Consider the following 17,046-nt stretch of genomic DNA (forward strand, 5'->3'; position numbering starts at 1 on the left):
TGGTCGGGGTGACAGGACCCGGCATGTCGGAGCAACACGGCGACCGGACCACGCTGCTGTGCGTGCCGTTCGCCGGAGCAGGAGCCTCGTTCTTCCATCCCTGGCGAGAACTGGCCGCCGGCCGGTGGCGGGTGACCTCGGTCGAACTCCCCGGCAGAGAGCGGCGGTTCCTGGAGGAGCCGTACCAGAACGTCGTCGAGGCGGCCAAGGCGGAGATCGACGGCATCGCCCGGGATCTCGGCGAGGGAGCCCGGACCGTGCTGTTCGGGCACAGCCTCGGCGCGGTCCTCGCCTACGAGCTGGCGCACCTGCTGACCTCCCGCGGCGTGCACGTCGAGCGGCTGGTCGTCAGCGGATCGCCGGGGCCGTGGACCCAGCGCGAGCGGCGGGCGGCGGGCCTGAGCGGCGACGAATTCCTCGCCCGGGTCGAGGAGTTCGCCGGTTTCCGGCACGAGGCCCTCGACCACCCGGAGATGCGCGAACTGATCCTTCCCGCGCTGCACGCCGACTGCACCATGCACGAGGCGTACGTCCCGAGCACCGACGAGCCGCTGTCGGTGCCGATCTGCTCGCTGCGGGGGGACCGCGACGGCCTGGTCACCGCGGACGAGGCCCGGCAGTGGCGGGACGCCACCACGGGCGAGTTCACCTACGCGGAGTTCCCCGGCGACCACATGTACCTGGTCGACAGCGGCCGCGAGGTGCTGGACGTGATCGAGGCGCAGCCGACGCGCGGTCACTGAGGCCGACCCCTCGGAGCCGAGGAGAAACGGAGACCCATCATGTCGATCGGCGCGAACCTCGTGGCCGTCGTCGAGCAGCCCCTGCTGACCTACGAGGGCGTCCACGACGCCCGGGACCGGATCGCCGGCCGGGTGCTCCAGACACCCGTCGTGCGCAGCGAGGAACTGGACCGCGTGGCCGGTGCCCGGCTGTGGCTGAAGGCGGAGAACCTTCAGCGCGGCGGCTCCTTCAAGATGCGCGGCGCGCTCCTCGCCGTCGAGCGGCTGGTGGCGGCCGGCAGCCGCGGTGTGGTCGCGCAGTCCACCGGCAACCACGCCATCGCCGTGGCCCTGGCCGCCGCCCAGCACCGGCTGCCGGCCGTGCTGGTGCTGCCCGTCGACGCCGCTCCGACCAAGGTGCGGCGCATTCGCGAGGCCGGCGCCGAGGTCCTTCAGGCCGGCACCACGCTGGCCGAGCGGATCGCGGTGCTGGAGGAGGTCAGGCACACCCGCGGCTACGACGAGATCGACCCCTACCAGAACCTGGACGTGGTGGCCGGCCAGGGCACCGCCACCGCGGACCTGCTGCACCAGGTGGAGGCGGCGGGCGGCCGCCTGGACGCGGTGGTGCTGCCCGTCGGCGGCGGCAGCGCCCTGGCCGGCGCCTGCCTGGCCACCGCAGGCCAGGGCATCGACGTCCACGGCGCCGAGCCCGCCGCCGTCCCCGCCCTGACCGCGGCGCTGCGGGCCGGCGGCCCGGTCACCGTGGACGTGCGGCCCACCCTCGCCGACGGCCTGCGGCCCGACCGCATCGGCCAACTTCCCTACGATCTGGCGCACGACGCGGTCGCCGGGGTCTTCACCCTCGAGGAGAGCGCCATCGCGGAGGCGCTGCGGCTCGTGCTCGTCCACGCCCGGCTGCTCATCGAGCCCGCCGCGGCCACCGCGGTGGCCGGTGCGCTGCGCCTCGCCGCCGAGGGCCGCGCCCGCGACATCGGGGTCCTGGTCTCGGGCGGGAACGTCGAGACGAGTCTCGTGGCGTCCCTCCTCGACCCCCAGGGCGTCTGAACCGGACCCGCGGGGCCGCCACTTCGCCGTTCGACCACACACCGAGAGGCTGGGCATGACAGAGTCAGAGACATACGACGGCCAGTGGGTGCACCGCTTCCATCCCACCGACGACAGCGAGTTCCGCCTCGTCTGCTTTCCGCACGCGGGAGGCTCGGCGAGCTACTACTACGGACTGTCGGAAGCACTCGCGCCGGAACTGGACACGCTCGTCGTCCAGTACCCGGGACGGCAGGACCGGCGTGCCGAGGGCTGCGTCGAGAACCTCGCCGAGCTCGCCGACCTGATCCACGCGGCCCTGCGCCGCTCCGACGACGGCCGGCCCACGGTCTTCTTCGGCCACAGCATGGGCTCGGTCCTCGCCTTCGAGGTGGCCCGGCGCCACCAGGAGGACGCCGGTGCCCCGCCGGTCCGGCTGGTGGCCTCCGGCTACCCCGCGCCCTCCTTGCTGCGCGGGGGCACGGTGCACCGCCGGGACGACGCCGGCATCGTCGAGGAACTGCTCGCGGTCGGCGGCACGGACCCCGTCTACCTGGAGAACGCACACCTGCGGGCCTCCATCCTCTTCGCCGTCCGGGGGGACTACACGGCCATCGAGACCCACCCCCGGGCGACCGGCGTCCGGCTCGACTGCCCGATCACCATGCTGGTCGGCACCGACGACCCGCACACCACGGTCCCCGAGGCCGAGGCGTGGCGGGAGCACACCACGGCAGAGTTCGCCCTGCACGTCTTCCAGGGCGGTCACTTCTACCTCGACGAGCACAGCGCGGCGGTCGCCGAGATCATCACCGACGCCGCCCGGGGCGCGACCCTGCCCGTCTGAGCCCGGGCCCGAGCCGCCCCGGTGACTTCATGTCACCGGGGCGGCTTTCCGCTGCCCGGACCGCATCTCCCCATGGCGCCACCATGGCGCAGGTATGGCGTCATTATGAGCCGTTCTCGACGTCGGCGAAGTGTGCGTATTTGTCGGCCTGTCAGGGATCCACGTAGGGGAAGCGTGCCCGGACTGCGCTGGTGGGGCGGCTGTTGGGGAACGTCCGTCCGTACTCGCCCGAGGGCCGAGGAGAGGGTTGTGTATCGGCCGGAGGGTATCGAGTGCGCCATTCTGGCTCACCGTGGTGCCATGCGGTGTGCCATGGTGGGGTCACAGCCCCCACAGGAGAGGAAAGCCCATGAGCCGAACCGTTCCCGTACCGAACGGCCTCCCCATGGAGCGCGACGCAGGCCCCTTCGACCCCCCGCGCCGCATCTCCGCACTGCGCGACGCCCGGCCCGTCAGCCCGCTGCTCTTCCCGGACGGCCACCAGGGGTGGCTGGTCACCGGCCACGAAGAGGTACGGCAGCTCATGGCCGACACCCGGTTCAGCTCCCGGCTGGACATCGGCCCGCTGCACATCCCGTACGAGGTGCCCGGCATGCCCCCGGTCACCGAGCCGTCCCCGCAGATCCCGGGCATGTTCATCACCATGGACCCGCCGGACCACGGCCGGCTGCGGCGCAAGCTCATCGGCGCCTTCACCGTCAAGCGCATGAAGACGCTGGAGGAGCACATCGTCGCCCTCGCCGAACGGCAGCTGGACGCGATGGAGCGCCTGACCCCGCCGGTCGACCTGGTCAAGGAGTTCGCGCTGCCGCTGCCCCTGCTGGTGATCTGCGAGATGCTCGGCGTCCCCTACGAGGACCGGGGCGGCTTCCAGAAGGACTCGGCCACCTTCATGGAGAAGGACGTGGCGATCGACGAGAAGATGGCCGCCTACAACGGCCTGACGACGTACCTGTCCGACCTCGTCACCCGCAAGCGCGAGACGCCGGACGACGACCTCCTGTCCGACCTGGCCCGCCAGGACGACCTCACCGTCGACGAACTCGTCGGCATCGCCTTCCTGCTGCTCATCGCCGGCCACGAGACCACCGTCAACCAGCTCGGGCTCGGCACCTTCGCGCTCCTGGAGAACCCCGGGCAGGCCGCCGAACTCCGCGCGGATCCGGAGCTGATGCCGGACGCGGTGGAGGAGATCATGCGGTACCTGTCCGTCGCCGACATCTTCTACCGCTACGCCACCGAGGACATCGAACTGGGCGGCGAGACCATCCCGGAGGGTTCCACGGTCGTCGTCTCCCTGCTGGCCGCCAACCGCGACCCGCGCCGCTTCGACGACCCCGACGCCCTCGACGTCCGCCGCAGGGCCCGCGGCCAGCTCGGCTTCGGCCACGGCGTCCACCAGTGCCTCGGCCAGCAACTCGCCCGCATCGAGATGCGGGCGGGCTTCGACGGCCTGCTCCGCCGCTTCCCGACCCTCCGGCTCGCCGTCCCCGCCGCCGAGGTGCGGCTCAGGACCGACATGAACATCTACGGAGTCCACGAACTCCCGGTCACGTGGACGCAGCCGGCGCCGTAGCGAAGGCGCCGCGGGTCACCGCGCCCGCTCGGGCCCGACCCACGTGACGAGCGCCGCCCGCAGCGCCGACGGGTCCGCCGCCTCGTCCGCGTCGGCGGCCCAGGCCACATGGCCGTCCGGCCGCACCAGGAGCGCGGCGGGCGCCGGGACGTCGCCGAGGGCGGGGACGGGCCAGTGGCCGTCCTCGCTGTGCGCCTCGACCACGTCGACGCGATCGGCCCAGCCCTGGGCGGCCCGCGCCGCCCAGGCGCCGCCGTCCAGGGCCAGCAGCACCGGCCGGGCGGCGTGCAGCAGTTCGTGGACGCCCACGATGCCCTCGGGCGTCTTCAGATCGGCGTCCGGCACCCGGCGCCCCGCCAGCGGATGGTCGCCGTCGACGGCATAGCGCAGATCCAGCGCGGTCAGCAGGTGACGCAGGTACCGGTTGACGTCGTCGAAGACCATCAGCGCGCCGAACACCTCGCGCAGCGCGTCCGTCTGCGGTCCCGGCCGCACCAGGGCCGACTGCGCCCGCGTGTTCTGCAGCACCCGCTCGGCGACCGGGTGCCGTTCGGCGTGGTAGGTGTCGAGCAGACCGTCCGGGGCGTCGCCGCGGACCACGGCGCCGAGCTTCCAGCCCAGGTTCACCGCGTCCTGCACGCCCATGTTCAGACCCTGCCCGCCGGCCGGGAAGTGGATGTGGGCGGCGTCGCCCGCCAGCAGCACCCGGCCGGCCCGGTACCGGTCGGCCTGCCGCGCGGCATCGCTGAACCGGGAGACCCACCGCGGGTTGCGCATCCCGAAGTCGGTGCCCGCGACCCGGACCATCGACTCCCGCAACTGCTCGAACGTGACGGGCTCGTCGCGGCCCGCCACCCGGTCGAACTCCGACGTGATGACCCGGTGCCAGCCCGGCTCGAACGCGATCGCCGAGTAGTCGCCGGCCGGAGTGCGCCGCACCCACACGTAGTCCTCGGGCAGATCGGGCACCTCCACGTCGCCGATCAGCGCGGTCATCGTCGCCTCGGTACCGGGGAAACCGATCCCCGCCAGCCGGCGCACCGAGCTGCGGCCGCCGTCGCAGCCCACCAGGTAGCGGGCGCGCAGCGGCGCCGCCGCCGTCCCGCCCGAGCGCAGCTCGACCGTCACTCCGGTCGCGTCCTGTACGAGGCCGGTGACCTCGCACGCGCGGCGCACCCGCGCGCCCAGCTCGTCCGCCCGCTCCTCCAACAGCCGCTCGACGGCCGACTGAAGGATCATCAGTGGGTAGGGGTGGCGCGACTCCGACTCGTCGAAGTCCAGGTAGAGCCCGGAGAAGTGACCCACCGGCTGCAACTCGCCCTCGTCGAGGAAGCGGTCCACGATGCCGCGCTGATCGAGGATCTCCAGGGTGCGCGAGTGGATCCCGCCGGCCCGTGACTCGCCCGAGCGCTGCGCGAGCGGCTCGACGACCGTCACATCGACGCCCGCGAGGCGCAGTTCGCAGGCGAGCATCAGGCCCGTGGGCCCGGCGCCCGCGATCACCACATCCGTGTCCCACTCGGTGTCTGCCACGTCGTTCCCCTCAATCCCGCCGATCCCGCCGATCCCGCCGATTCCCGCCGCGCGCGCCGGCCTGCGTGTCCGGCCCACACGGTCACGCCGGGACCGCCACGCCTTCAAGACACCCCGCCTCCCGGGCGCGCGGGGCGGCCGGGGCGCTTGTCCCGTCCCGCCGGCGGGACGAGGCTCGGTCCACCAACCGGCCCGGGCACAACCCCGCCGGCCACGGGACCGGGGCGCCCCGCGGACGCGGTGCGGGCCGCGGGACCGCCGCGCGAGACTCCGGTCGGCCCTTCCCCCGGGGAACGTGTCCCGCCGGCGGGACAGCGGGCGGGCCGTGACATCCGGGACCGAAAAGGACACGAGCGGGTGCTCCCGGTCGGTGGAGGAAGGAAAGACTGGCAATGGATTCGCTCGGACACGACATCGCGAAGCTGTGGGCCCAGCACCTCGAATGCGCCGAGGTCGGGGTGGACGACGACTTCTTCACGCTCGGCGGCAACTCGCTGTCCGGCATCAAGATCATCGACCAGGTGGCGGAGGAGTACGGAGTACGGCTCTCCGTACGCGACTTCTACCTGGCCCAGACCCCGGCGCGGGTCGCCGCGCTGGTCGAGCAGGGGAGGGCGGCGGCGTGAGGCTGACGCCGGGACCCGCACGCGACGTCGACCTCGACGGTCTCGACCTGTTCGATCTCGACCTCTACACCTCGGGCGACCCCCACCCCATCTGGGACGTGATGCGGGACAGGGCTCCCGTGCACCACCAAGTCCTGCCGGACGGCCGGGAGTTCTGGTCGGTGACCCGGTACGAGGACGTCTGCCGGGTGCTCGGCGACCACCGCGAGTTCACCTCGGAGCGCGGCACCACCCCCACCCACGTGGGCATCGACGACCCCGCCGCGGGCAAGCTCCTCACGTCCACCGACCCGCCCCGGCACACCGAGGTCCGCAGGCCGCTCGGCGCCAAGCTCACCGCACGCGCCGTGAAGTCCTGGGAGGACTCGATCCGCGGGACGGTCACCCGCTTCCTCGAACCCGCCCTCGAAGGCGAGGTGTTCGACCTGGCGGAGCGGTCGCTGCTGCTCCCCGCGATGGTCACCGGCCCGCTCCTCGGCATCCCGGCCGAGGACTGGGAGGAGCTCGTCCAGCTGACCGCCATGGTCACGGCCCCCTCCGACCCGCACTTCCAGATCGCCAACGAGCCCACCACGCTGGCCATCGCCCACCACGAGCTGGTCAACTACGTCACGGAGTGGGTCAGGAAGCGCCGCGCCACCGGCGCCGAGGACGACAGCCTCCTGCACCACCTCATGAGCGTGCGGGCCGGCGACGCACCGTTGACCGACGAGGAGATCGCCCTCGACGGCTACAGCATCCTGCTGGGCGCCAACGTGACGACGCCGCACACCGTCTCGGGAACCGTGCAGGCCCTCATCGAGCGGCCCGAACAGTTCGACAAGGCACAGGCCGACCCGACGCTGATCCCGAACCTCGTCGAGGAGGGGCTGCGCTGGACGTCGGCCGCCTGCAACTTCATGCGGTACGCCGTCGACGACATCGAGCTGCCCGGCGGCACCATCCCGGCCCGGGCCGCCGTCGTCGCCTGGATCGGATCGGCCAACCGGGACCCCGAACTCTTCGCCGACCCGCACACCTTCGACCTCACCCGCCCCAACGCCAAGCGCCACGTCGCCTTCGGCTTCGGGCCGCACTTCTGCATCGGCGCACCGCTGGCCCGGCTCACCCTGCGGGTCTTCTTCGAGGAACTCCTCCAGCGCTGCGCGTCCCTGGAGATCGCCGGCGAACCCGAGCACCTGCGCTCGTACTTCATCTCCGGAATGACCCGCTTTCCCGTCGTCGCGCAGAAACGGCAGACGCCATGACAACCGGCTCCACGATCGCCCCCTCGCCGTGGTTCGTCCGGCCGCCGTCCACCGACCACGCCGCGCGGCTGTTCTGCTTCCCTTTCTCCGGTTCCGGGGCATCGGCGTTCAGCGCCTGGCCGGCCGCGCTCGGCGACGTCGAGATCTGCCCGGTGCAGTTCCCCGGCCGCGAGAACCGGCTCGGCCACCCGCACTACGGCACATACGAGAACCTCGCCGAGGCCCTGGTCGAACCGCTCACGCCGCTGCTCGACCGGCCGTTCGCGTTCTTCGGCCACTGCTCGGGCGTGGTCCCCGCCTACGAGACCGCCCTCCGGCTCGCCGAGGCCGGCCTGCCCACCCCGAAGTGCCTGTTCGTGTCCGGCCAGCCCGCCCCGCACGACGCCTCCCGCGACCGCATGCTCACCATGACCGAGCCGGAACTGCGCGCCGAGCTGGAGGCGTTCCTCCGCGGCCGGGGCATCGCACCACGTCCGGACATGCTCGACCTCGGCCTCATGGTGCTGCTCAAGGACACCGCGGCGGCCGCCGCCTACCGGCGCGAGACGCCGGCGGCGCTGGACTGCCCCGTGGTCGTCCTGCACTGGCGGGACGACGCCGACGTGCACCTCGACGACCTCCAGGGCTGGCGCCGGTACGCGGACTCCGTCGAGTTCCGCGTGATCGACGGCGGCCACTACGACTTCATGGACGCACCGGACGAACTGCGCACCCTGCTGACCCGCTGGCTGTGAGCGGAAGGATACGAAATGAGTGGCGCAGCCACCGATATCGCCGTGGTCGGACTGTCGTGCCGGTTCCCCGGTGTGCACGGCCCGGAGGCCTTCTGGCGGCTGCTGGCCGACGGGAAGTCGACGGTCGGCACGTTTCCCGCGAGCCGGGCGGCCGACGCGCAGGCGGACCTCTCCGCCCACCCGGACGCCGCCACCCTGGGTGCCGGCTCCTTCCTCGACTCCGTCGACGGGTTCGACGCGGAGTTCTTCTCGGTGTCCGCCGCGGAGGCGGCCGCGATGGACCCCGTACAGCGCCTCGGCCTCGAACTCGCCTGGGAGGCCGTCGAGGACGCGGGCGTCACGGCGGCCGCGCTCGCGGGCCGTGAGGTCGACGTCGTCGTCGGCGCGGCGCCCTCCGGCTACGACCAGCTGCGCAAGCGGTCCGGCAGCGACCGGGACGACCACTACGCCGCACTCGGCTCCAGCGGCGCACTGATCGCGAACCGCATCTCGAGCCTGTTCGACGTGCGCGGCATGAGTCTGTGCGCGGACTCCGGCCAGTCCTCCTCCCTGGTGTCCCTCGCGCTGACCTGCGACCGTATCCGCTCCGGCGCCGTCGACATGGCGCTCGCGGGCGGCGTGCACCTGATCATGGATCCGGAGTCCGGCACCGGTCTGGCGAACCTGGGCGCCCTCTCGCCCGAGGGCCGCTGCTTCCCCTTCGACGAGCGGGCGGGCGGCTTCGTCCGCGGCGAGGGCGGCGCGTTCGTCCTGCTCAAGCGGCTCGACCTCGCCGTGGCCGACGGCGACCACGTCTACGCCGTGGTGCGCGGCTGGGGCGTCCGCAGCGGCGGCGCCTCGTCCCGGATGCCCGACCCCAGCCCCACCGGCCAGGCGTCGGCCGTCCTGTCCGCCCTGCGGAGCGCGGACCTCGCCTTCGACGCGGTCGACTACGTCGAGGCGCACGGCACCGGCACCCGGCTCGGCGATCCGGCCGAACTGGCCGGTCTGCGCGAGGTGCAGGCCGAACACGGCCGCGGCCGCCCCCTGACGGTCGGCTCGGTGAAGGCGAACGTCGGCCACCTGGAGCCCGCCGCCGGCCTGGCCGGCTTCGTCAAGACCGCGCTCTGCCTGGACCGCGGCCTGCTGGTCCCCCAGCCGGACTTCCACGCCCCGAACCCCGCCGTGAGCGACTTCGAGAAGGACTTCGAGGTGCTGCGGACCGCCCGCCCCTGGACCGGCGAGCCGGGGCGGCCGCGACGGGCCGGCGTGTCGTCGATCGGCATGGGCGGCACCAACGCCCACCTCATCCTCGAACAGGCCCCCGAACTCCCGGCACCGGCGCCCGTGGCGGCCCCTTCGGCCGTCCCCTGGGTGCTGTCGGCGCGCACGGAGGCGGCCCTGCGCGCGCAGGCCGCCCGGCTGAAGGAGTTCGTGACCGATGGGCTGCCGTCGCCGCCGGCCGCCGTCGGCCACGCCCTCGCCACCGCACGGACCACGTTCGCGCACCGCGCGGTCGTCGTCGCCGGGGACCGGGCGGAGACGCTCGCCGGACTCGACCTGCTGGCCCGGGGCGAGACCTCGGCCCGCGCGGTGCGCGGCACGGCCACGGAAGCGACGGGCCCGATCGTGTTCGTCTTCCCCGGCCAGGGCTCGCAATGGCTCGGCATGGGACGGCAGTTGTACGCGGAGTCGCCGGTGTTCGCCGCGTCGATCGACGCGTGCGCGAAAGCGCTGGATCCGTGGCTGGACTGGAGCCTCCTCGACCTGGTGACGGGCGCCGGACCGGCTCCCTCGCTCGACGACGGGGACGCCGTGGTGCAGCCCGCGCTCTTCGCGATGATGGTGTCCCTGGCCCGCCTGTGGCAGTCCCTCGGCGTGGTCCCCGACGTGGTCATGGGCCACTCGCAGGGCGAGATCGCCGCGGCCTGCACGGCCGGCGCCCTCAGCCTCGAGGACGCCGCCCGCGTCATCGCGCTGCGCAGCCGCGCCCTGACCGCGCTGGCCGGCCACGGCGCCATGTGCGCCGTGGCCGCGCCCGCGAGCTGGGTGGAGGAGCGCCTCGCCCGCTGGCCGGGACGGCTGTGCGTGGCGGTGGTCAACGGACCGGCCTCCGTGGTCGTCGCGGGAGATTCCGCCGCTGTCGAGGAGTTCACCGCGCTCGCCGCCGACGACGGCGTCCGGGTGCGCCGGATCAAGGTCAGGTTCGCGTCCCACTCTCCGCTCGTCGAACGCATCCGCGACCAGGTGCTCGAGGCCGGCGCCGGCACCACGCCGCGGGAGACCGCGGTCGAGTTCCACTCCACGGTCACCGCGGGGCCGCTCGACACCCGCCGCCTCGACGCCGCGTACTGGTACGACAACCTGCGCTCGCAGGTCCGCTTCGGCGAGGCCGTCGAGCAGCTGATGAGGGAGCGCGGCGGCGTGTTCGTGGAGGTCAGCCCGCACCCCCTGCTCCAGGTCGCCATGGGGGAGATCGCCGACACGCTGCCCGTTCCGCCGCCCGTCGTCTCCACTCTCAGCAGGCACGACGGCGGCCTGGGCAAGGTGCTCGCGTCGCTCGCCGAACTGCACGTGCACGGTGCGCCGGTGAACTGGAAGGCGGCGTTCGGCGGGGCCCGGCCGCCCCGGACCGCGCTGCCGACCTACCCGTTCCAGCGACAGCGGTACTGGCTGACCGCGCCCGCCGAGGCCGCCGAGGAAGCACCGGCCGACGGACAGCCCGGCTCACGCGCGGCGCGGCTCGATTCGCCCGCCGCGGTCCTGGCCCTGGTCTGCGAGGAGACCGCGGCCCTGCTGCGCACCAAGGGATCGGCGCTGACCGGAACGGACCTCCAGGCGCGGTCGACCGAGACCTTCAAGGCCCTCGGCTTCGACTCCTCGCTGGCGGTGGAGCTGCGCAACCGGCTCAACGCGGCGGCCGGCGTGCGCCTCCCGGCCACCGTCGCCTTCAGCCGCCCCACCGCCCGGGAACTCGCCCTCCACCTGCACTCCCTCCTCGCACCGCAGCCGTGCGACGGCCCGGAGCCGGACCCGGTGGTGGCGGCCGACGACCTGGTGGACCGCAGCGACGACGATCTCTACGCCCTGATCGACCGCGGATACGTGTAGGCCGTACCGACCGTGTCCGCAGCCGCGTGGGCCCCGTACGCCCGCGCCCGCACCTTTCTGACATGCAACTTGTTCCGTTGAGGGAGGCCCTGGTGGAGGAAGTCGACAAGCTCCGGTCCTACTTGCGACGCGCCGTCGGCGACGCGCAGGAGCTGCGCGAGCGGGTGCGCGAGCTGGAGGAGTCCGCACGCGAACCCATCGCCGTCGTCGGCGTGGGATGCCGCTTCCCGGGCGGCGCGACCTCCCCCGAAGCGCTCTGGGACCTCGTCTCCCGCGGCGGGGACGCCATGGGCGGCTTCCCGGCGGATCGCGGCTGGGACATCGAGGGGCTCTACGACCCGGACCCCGAGGCGCACGGCAGGACGTACACGCGCTCGGGCGGATTCCTGGACGGCCTGGCCGACTTCGACGCGTCGTTCTTCGGCATCAGCCCCCGCGAGGCGCTGGCCATGGACCCGCAGCAGCGGCTGATGCTGGAGACGTCGTGGGAGGCCCTGGAGCGCGCGGGCATCGACCCGGAATCCCTGCGCTCCACGGCGACCGGGGTGTTCACCGGTCTCTACGACGTCGACTACGGTCCGCGGGTCGGCGGCGGCGCGGCCGGCGAGGTCGAGGGGTTCCGGCTCACCGGCACCTACCTCAGCGCGGCCTCCGGCAGGGTCGCCTACACCCTGGGGCTGCACGGCCCGGCCGTGTCGACGGACACCGCCTGCTCGGCCTCCCTCGTCGCCGTCCACCAGGCCGTACGGTCGCTGCGCTCCGGCGAATGCTCGATGGCGCTGGCCGGCGGCGTCTCGGCGATGCCGACACCCGGCATGTTCGTGGAACTCGCCCGCCAGCGCGGCCTGTCGGAGGACGGCCGGTGCAAGGCGTTCGCCGACGCGGCGGACGGCACCGGCTTCTCCGAGGGCGCGGGCGTCCTGGTCCTGGAACGCCTGTCGGACGCACGGCGCAACGGCCACCACGTGTGGGCCGTGATCCGGGGCAGCGCCGTCAACCAGGACGGCGCCTCCAACGGCCTGAGCGCCCCGAACGGCCTGGCCCAGCAGCGCGTCATCCGCGCCGCCCTGGCCGACGCGGGCCTGAGCACCGGCGACGTGGACGCCGTGGAGGCGCACGGCACCGGCACCCGGCTCGGCGACCCCATCGAGGCCGAGGCCCTGCTCGCCACCTACGGCCAGGAGCGGCAGGGCGGCGACCCGCTGTGGCTGGGCTCGTTGAAGTCGAACATCGGCCACACCCAGGCGGCCGCGGGCGTCGGCGGCCTGATCAAGATGGTCATGGCGATGCGGCACGGTGTGCTGCCCGCGACGCTGCACGTGGACCGTCCGTCGTCCCACGTCGACTGGGAGTCCGGCGCCGTCGAACTGCTCACCGAGGCCCGCGAGTGGACCACGCCGGAGGGCCGGCCGCGCCGCGCGGGCGTCTCCGGGTTCGGCATCAGCGGCACCAACGCCCACGTGATCCTCGAACAGGCCCCCGCGCACGCGACCGCCGAGGACACCCCGCGGCCCCGCACCGGCTCCGGCCCCTCGTTGCCCTGGGTGCTGTCGGCCCGCTCCGAGCAGGCCCTGCGCCGGCAGGCGGAGCGGCTGCACGACGCCGTCGCCGCCGACCCGGACATGCCGGCCGAGGCCGTGGGCCACGCCCTGGTGACGACCCGCTCGCGCTTCGACCACCGCCACGTCGTCATCGGCGCCGGCCGGGAGGACCTCCTCGCCGCGCTGGCCGCCGTCGCCGCGGGCGACGAACCCGGCACCGGCGCGGTCTCCGGTGTCGCGCGGCCGGTCGGCAGGACGGTGTTCGTCTTCCCCGGCCAGGGCGGCCAGTGGCTCGCGATGGGCCGGGAGCTGTACGAGACGTCGCCGGTGTTCGCCGACCGACTGCGCGCCTGCGACGAGGCGTTGAAGCCGTGGATCTCCTGGCCGCTGATCGACACCGTGTGCGGCGGGCCCGACGCGGCCGACCTCGCGGACATCGACGTCGTCCAGCCCGCGCTGTTCGCGGTGATGGTGTCCCTGGCCGAGGTGTGGCGCTCGCTCGGCGTGACACCGGACGTGGTGATCGGCCACTCCCAGGGCGAGATCGCCGCCGCCCACGTCGCGGGCGCCCTCACGCTCCAGGACGCCGCCAAGATCGTGGCCCTGCGCTCCCGGCTCCTCGCCACGGTCACCGGGCAGGGCGCCATGGCGGGAATCCTGCTGCCGCAGCAGCGGGTGCGGGAACTGCTGGCCGGCAAGGAGTCCAGGATCGGGATCGCCGCGGTCAACGGGCCCAACGCGACGACGGTCTCGGGCGAGACCGATGCGGTCGAGGAACTGATCGCGCTCTGCCAGGCCGAAGGCGCCCGCGCCCGCGCCATCAAGTCCAGCGTCCCGGGACACTCGCCGCTCATGGACCGCTTCGACGGCCGGCTCCAGGAGGAGCTGGGCGAGGTCACCCCGCTGCCCACAGCCGTGACGATCTACTCGACCGTGACCGGCGACGTGATCGACCCCGCCGCGCTCGACACCGGCTACTGGTACCGCAATCTGCGCGAACCGGTCCAGTTCGGCACCGCCATGGGGCGCCTGGTCGAGCGGGAGCGCGACAGCGTCGCCATCGAGGTCAGCCCGCACCCGCTGCTCGTCCTGAACATCCAGGAGATGTACGACGACACCCCCGCCGCCACCGGCTTCGCCGTGGGGACGCTGCGCCGTGACGCGGGCGGCCTCGCCCGCTTCCACGAGTCCGCGGCCGAGGCCTTCGTGGCGGGCCTGGACGTGGCGTGGCAGGAGGTGTTCGGGCCGCACACCGGCCGGCCCGACGAGCCGGTCACCCTGCCCACCTACGCCTTCCAGCGGCAGCGCTACTGGCTCGACACACCGCAGGAGACCACCGCCGCCCGCACCTCGGACCACCCGCTGCTCGACGCCGTGATCGACCTGCCCGGCGACGGCCCGGACGGGTCCGGCGGCGTCGTCGGCAGCGGACGCCTCTCCCTCGAACGCCACCCGTGGCTCGGCGAACACCTCGTCCACGGCGCCGTCCTGCTGCCGCCGGGCGTCCTCGTGGAACTGGCCGCCTGGGCCGCGCACCGCACCGGATGCGACACCGTCGGCGAACTCACCCTGGAGACACCCCTGGTGCTCTCCCGCACCGCCGACCGTGAACTGCGGGTCACCGTCGACGCCGACCGCACCATCACCGTGCACTCACGGTCCGCGGGCGAGAGCGCCTGGACGCGCAACGCCGTCGGCACCGCCCGGACCGGCACGGCCCCCGCCGCCGAGGGCCTCACCGTGTGGCCGCCCGCGGGCGCGGACCCCGTGTCCTTCGACGACGAGTACACCCGGCTGACCGCTCTCGGCTTCACCCACGGCCCGCACCTGCGCGGGCTGCGGCAGGTGTGGCGGCGCGGCGCGACCCTGTACGCGGAAGTGGAGCTGCCCGACACGCACGGAGCGGACCAGAGCCGGTTCCGGCTCCACCCGGCCCTGCTGCACGCCGCGCTCCTGCCGCTCGGGCTCGGCGACTTCGTCGACACCGGCCGGCCCGAGGGCTGGCTGCCGCGCCACTGCGCCGGAGTGCGCATCGGCCCCGGCCGCCCGGCCGCACTGCGTGTACGCCTCGCTCCCGCGGGTGAGAACGCCCTGTCGGTGACCCTCGCCGACCAGAGCGGAGCACCGGTCGGCGGTATCGAGACGCTGACCGTGGCCCCCGCCGACGTGGCACGGCTGACCGAGCTGAGCTTCGACCGGCAGGACTCCCTGTTCCACGTGGACTGGACCGCCCTGCCGACGCCGGACGGCGAGCCCGACGGGCCGTACGCGGTGCTGGGCACCGCCGCGGACGCCTGTGTCGATCTCGACGAACTCGCCGCACGAGACGGTGAGGTGCCGCCGGTCGTCCTCGCCTTCGTCGACCCCGCGCCGACGGGCGACGTACCCGCCGCGGTCGAGCACACGCTCCACCGTGTCCTGCGGTGGACCCGGCGCTGGCTGACCGACGAGCGGTTCGCCGGCTCGCGCCTGGCCCTCGTCACCGAGAACGCCTTCCACGACGACACGGCGGGCCGCGGCCCCGACCCCGCCGCGGCCGCGGTCTGGGGTTTCGTACGATCCGCGCAGACCGAGAACCCGGGCCGGTTCGCCCTCATCGACACCGACGGGCACGAAGCCTCGCGGGCCCTCGTCCCGACGGCCGCCGCCACCGGGGAGGCCCAGCTCAGAATCGGCTCCGGCGCCCTGAGCACGCCGCGCCTCGCCCACGCCGCCGCCCGGCCCGCGGACGCCGCACCCGGACTCGGCACCGGCACGGTACTGATCACCGGCGGCACCAGCGGTCTGGGCGCGATGCTCGCCCGGCACCTCGTCGCGCGGCACGGCGTGCGCAGCCTCGTCCTCACCAGCAGGCGCGGCGCGGACGCCCCCGCGGCGGCGCCGCTTCGCGCGGAACTGACGGCGGCCGGGGCCGCGGTCGAGATCGTGGCCTGCGACATCAGCAGCCGCGACGCCGTGGCCGGACTGCTCTCGGCCGTGCCCAGCGAGCACCCGCTGACCGCGGTGATCCACTGCGCGGGCATGCTCGACGACGGCGTGGTCGAGGCCCTCACCGAGGACCGCGTGGACGCCGTGCTCGCCCCGAAGGTGCGCGGCGCCTGGCACCTGCACGAGCTGACGAGGGACCTCGGCCTGACCGCGTTCGTCCTGTTCTCCTCGATCGCGAGCGTGCTCGGCACCGCGGGACAGGCCAACTACGCGGCGGCCAACGCGTTCCTCAACGGACTCGCCGAGACCCGCCGCGCCGAGGGACTGCCCGCCCTCTCGATGTGCTGGGGCTTCTGGGCCGAGCGCAGCGAGATGAGCGCCGCCCTCGGCGACGCGGACATCGTCCGCATGCAGCGCCAGGGCATCCAGCCGCTGGCCTCGGCCGAAGGGCTCGCGCTGTTCGACGCGGCCGTCACCACGGCCGACCCGGTCGTGGTGCCGGTGCGCCTCACCCTCACGGCGCTCGGTGAGACGGCCTCGCCGCTGCTGCGCACCCTGGCCGCCGCGACCACCGTCCCCGACGACGCGGCGGAGACCCGGCCCACCGGCGCCGCGCTCGCCGAGCAGTTGGCGTCGCTGTCGCCCGAGGAGGCCGAGGCCGCGCTCCTGGAGACCGTACGGACCCAGACCGCCCTCGTCCTCGGCCACGCGGACGCCGCGCGGGTCAGCGCCACCGAACCGTTCAAGAAGCTCGGCGTCGACTCGCTCACCGCCCTCGAACTGCGCAACAAGCTGACCGCGGCGACCGGCCTGAAGCTGCCCGCCACGCTCGTCTTCGACCACCCGAACCCGGCCGCCGTCGCCGAACTCCTGGCCGCGCGCATCACCCGCCGCCCCGACGCCGACGCCGGCGCGGAGGCCGGGGCGGAGCACCTGGTCAAGGAGATCGAAGGGCTCGGCGCCCGCCTCGAGGACGCTTTCCGCAGGCTCGCCCAGGACGAGCGGGCCACCATTTCCACGCTGCTCGGCGACCTGCAGGGCCGCGTCCGTTCGATGGCGGGCGACCAAGCGCCCACCACCGTCGTCGACCAGATCAGTTCGGCGTCCGCGGGGGACCTGCTCGCGCTGCTGGACAAAGAGCTCGGCTAGGGGAGC

The 17,046-nt window shown here is 73.8% G+C and carries 10 protein-coding genes; 9 read left to right on the top strand and 1 reads right to left on the bottom strand.

Annotated features, from left to right (window positions below; genetic code table 11):
* The first annotated feature begins 23 nt into the window (after positions 1-23).
* The 4 genes from ABII15_RS38770 (at position 24) to ABII15_RS38785 (ending at position 4,192) form a co-directional block, all read left to right on the top strand.
* On the top strand, positions 24-743 hold the full coding sequence (locus tag ABII15_RS38770; protein ID WP_353947386.1) for an alpha/beta fold hydrolase: 720 nt from the start codon (positions 24-26) through the stop codon (positions 741-743).
* A gap of 39 nt (positions 744-782) precedes the next feature.
* The gene (locus ABII15_RS38775) at positions 783-1,790 is read left to right on the top strand and encodes a pyridoxal-phosphate dependent enzyme (protein ID WP_353947387.1); all 1,008 of its coding nucleotides are present in this window, start codon (positions 783-785) and stop codon (positions 1,788-1,790) included.
* A 55-nt stretch (positions 1,791-1,845) separates the two neighbouring features.
* Positions 1,846-2,616 (top strand): alpha/beta fold hydrolase, encoded by a 771-nt coding sequence (locus ABII15_RS38780; protein ID WP_353947388.1) that lies wholly within the window; start codon positions 1,846-1,848, stop codon positions 2,614-2,616.
* Between the two features lie 349 nt (positions 2,617-2,965).
* The gene (locus tag ABII15_RS38785; protein WP_353947389.1) at positions 2,966-4,192 is read left to right on the top strand and encodes a cytochrome P450; all 1,227 of its coding nucleotides are present in this window, start codon (positions 2,966-2,968) and stop codon (positions 4,190-4,192) included.
* A gap of 15 nt (positions 4,193-4,207) precedes the next feature.
* Here ABII15_RS38785 and ABII15_RS38790 read toward each other — a convergent pair whose 3' ends face one another.
* Positions 4,208-5,725, bottom strand: coding sequence for an FAD-dependent monooxygenase (locus ABII15_RS38790; RefSeq protein ID WP_353947390.1), 1,518 nt, complete (start codon positions 5,723-5,725; stop codon positions 4,208-4,210).
* Positions 5,726-6,117: 392 nt separating this feature from the next.
* Between ABII15_RS38790 and ABII15_RS38795 the strand changes: the two genes are divergently transcribed.
* The 5 genes from ABII15_RS38795 (at position 6,118) to ABII15_RS38815 (ending at position 17,040) form a co-directional block, all read left to right on the top strand.
* Complete coding sequence (locus tag ABII15_RS38795; protein ID WP_353947391.1) at positions 6,118-6,351, top strand: phosphopantetheine-binding protein; 234 nt, start codon at positions 6,118-6,120, stop codon at positions 6,349-6,351.
* The gene (locus ABII15_RS38800; RefSeq protein WP_353947392.1) at positions 6,348-7,598 is read left to right on the top strand and encodes a cytochrome P450; all 1,251 of its coding nucleotides are present in this window, start codon (positions 6,348-6,350) and stop codon (positions 7,596-7,598) included. Before ABII15_RS38795 ends, ABII15_RS38800 begins: the two co-directional genes overlap by 4 nt.
* Positions 7,595-8,332, top strand: a complete 738-nt coding sequence (locus ABII15_RS38805; RefSeq protein ID WP_353947393.1) for an alpha/beta fold hydrolase — start codon at positions 7,595-7,597, stop codon at positions 8,330-8,332. The genes ABII15_RS38800 and ABII15_RS38805 overlap by 4 nt, the downstream gene beginning before the upstream one ends.
* Positions 8,333-8,347: 15 nt before the next feature.
* Positions 8,348-11,422: an acyltransferase domain-containing protein gene (locus ABII15_RS38810; protein ID WP_353947394.1), complete on the top strand. Its 3,075-nt coding sequence runs from the start codon at positions 8,348-8,350 to the stop codon at positions 11,420-11,422.
* A gap of 62 nt (positions 11,423-11,484) precedes the next feature.
* A complete protein-coding gene (locus ABII15_RS38815) occupies positions 11,485-17,040 on the top strand; it encodes a type I polyketide synthase (protein ID WP_353947395.1) in 5,556 nt (1,851 codons plus the stop codon).
* Positions 17,041-17,046: the final 6 nt, after the last annotated feature.

This window comes from Streptomyces sp. HUAS MG91, from assembly GCF_040529335.1.
GTDB lineage: Bacteria > Actinomycetota > Actinomycetes > Streptomycetales > Streptomycetaceae > Streptomyces > Streptomyces tabacisoli.

Coding starts and splice junctions, on each gene's coding strand:
- ABII15_RS38815 (WP_353947395.1), top strand. CDS start 11,485: ATGCAACTTGTTCCGTTGAGGGAGGCCCTGGTGGAGGAAGTCGACAAG.
- ABII15_RS38770 (WP_353947386.1), top strand. CDS start 24: ATGTCGGAGCAACACGGCGACCGGACCACGCTGCTGTGCGTGCCGTTC.
- ABII15_RS38805 (WP_353947393.1), top strand. CDS start 7,595: ATGACAACCGGCTCCACGATCGCCCCCTCGCCGTGGTTCGTCCGGCCG.
- ABII15_RS38775 (WP_353947387.1), top strand. CDS start 783: ATGTCGATCGGCGCGAACCTCGTGGCCGTCGTCGAGCAGCCCCTGCTG.
- ABII15_RS38780 (WP_353947388.1), top strand. CDS start 1,846: ATGACAGAGTCAGAGACATACGACGGCCAGTGGGTGCACCGCTTCCAT.
- ABII15_RS38795 (WP_353947391.1), top strand. CDS start 6,118: ATGGATTCGCTCGGACACGACATCGCGAAGCTGTGGGCCCAGCACCTC.
- ABII15_RS38810 (WP_353947394.1), top strand. CDS start 8,348: ATGAGTGGCGCAGCCACCGATATCGCCGTGGTCGGACTGTCGTGCCGG.
- ABII15_RS38785 (WP_353947389.1), top strand. CDS start 2,966: ATGAGCCGAACCGTTCCCGTACCGAACGGCCTCCCCATGGAGCGCGAC.